Source organism: Actinomadura rubrisoli (genome assembly GCF_004349215.1).
Lineage (GTDB): Bacteria > Actinomycetota > Actinomycetes > Streptosporangiales > Streptosporangiaceae > Spirillospora > Spirillospora rubrisoli.
Genome location: NZ_SMKU01000695.1, coordinates 1 through 1402 on the forward strand (window position 1 = coordinate 1; position 1402 = coordinate 1402).

Consider the following 1402-nt stretch of genomic DNA (forward strand, 5'->3'; position numbering starts at 1 on the left):
GGCGCGGGGCGGGTCAGCCGGCGCGGCCGAAGTCCTCGGGGGTGATCGTGTCGAGGAACTCGCGGAACTTCTCGACCTCGTCCTCCTGCTCGTCCGGGATGGCGACCCCGGCCTCCTCCAGGACGTCCTCGCTCGCGAAGATCGTGGCGCCGGTGCGCAGCGCCAGCGCGATCGAGTCGGACGGCCGGGCGCTGACCTCCACGCCGTTGGAGAAGATGAGGTCGGCGAAGAAGATGCCCTCGCGCAGGGCGGTGATGTTCACGGTGCGCAACTGCACGCTGAGGGCGTCCAGGACGTCGCGGAACAGGTCGTGGGTGAGCGGCCGCGCGGGCAGGACCCCCTGCTGGGCGAAGGCGATCGCGGTCGCCTCGACCGCCCCGATCCAGATGGGCAGGTACCGGTCGCCCTCCGACTCCTTCAACAGGACGATCGGCTGATTGGAGGGCATCTCGACCCGGACGCCGACGACCTCCATCTGCTTCACTGCGGCTCCCTGCTGGTTCTCGCTGTCTCGATCGCCACGTGCACCGGACCGATTCCTGACCGAACCCTGTAGCCAACGTACACCCCGCCCCGGACGGCGCGCGGCGCCGCCGGGACGGCAAAAACCTCCGCGGCGTCCATGATCAGGGGTCGAGGCTTTCACGAAGTCCCGTGGAGACGAGGGCGGCGTGCAGGCGGACGGAGAGCGCGGCGATCTCGCGCGCGGTCTCGGCGGCCCGCTCGTGGGCGTCCGGGCCGCGGCGGCGCAGCTGCGGGGCCACCATCTGCTCGATCAGCCCGACCTGCCGGTCGGCGGCGGCCTTCACCACGCGCAGGTGCCTGACCTCGAAGCCGAACTCGCCGAGCGCGGCGGCGGCGCGCGCCACGGTGAGGGCCTCGCCCAGGTAGTGGGTGCCGGTCCGGCGGACGAGGCCGTACTCCTCCAGCCGGGCGAGCAGGTCCTCGTCGATGCCGGCGCCGTCCAGGAGCTGGCGGCGGGTCAGCCGGACGGCGGGCTCGTCCGCGGTCGTGTCGGCCGCCACGAGCGTGCGGGGCCGGCGCTGGGCGGGCTCGGGGCCGCCGGCGCCGCGGCGGGCGCCGAGCGGCGGGACGGCCTCGCCGCGGTCGCGCGCCTCCAGGTGCTGCCTGATCACGCGCAGCGGCATGTAGTGGTCACGCTGCGCGGTCAGGACGAACCGGAGCCGCTCCACGTCGGCCGCGCCGAACTTGCGGTAGCCCGACGGGCTGCGCTCCGGCTCGATCAGCCCCTCGGACTCCAGGAACCGGATCTTGGAGATCGTGATATCGGGGAAGTCGGGCCTGAGCAGGCCGAGAACGTCCCCGATCGTCATCAGGGCCCGGGCTGGCTGCGCGTTCATGGCCCCTCCCATCGTCGCCGAGACCCCGTACTCCCCTCCGC

2 protein-coding genes are annotated in these 1402 nt (G+C 73.0%); both read right to left on the reverse strand.

The genetic code is table 11. The annotated features are described in order from the left end of the window. Positions 1 to 13: 13 nt before the first annotated feature. Positions 14 to 484 carry a bifunctional nuclease family protein gene (locus tag E1298_RS46915; protein ID WP_131903799.1) on the reverse strand — a complete coding sequence of 157 codons (471 nt, stop codon included), beginning with the start codon at positions 482 to 484 and terminating at the stop codon, positions 14 to 16. 142 nt (positions 485 to 626) lie between these two features. Beyond that, a partial coding sequence (gene ftsR, locus E1298_RS46920; protein WP_243726274.1) for a transcriptional regulator FtsR occupies positions 627 to 1402 on the reverse strand: 776 nt, incomplete at its 5' end.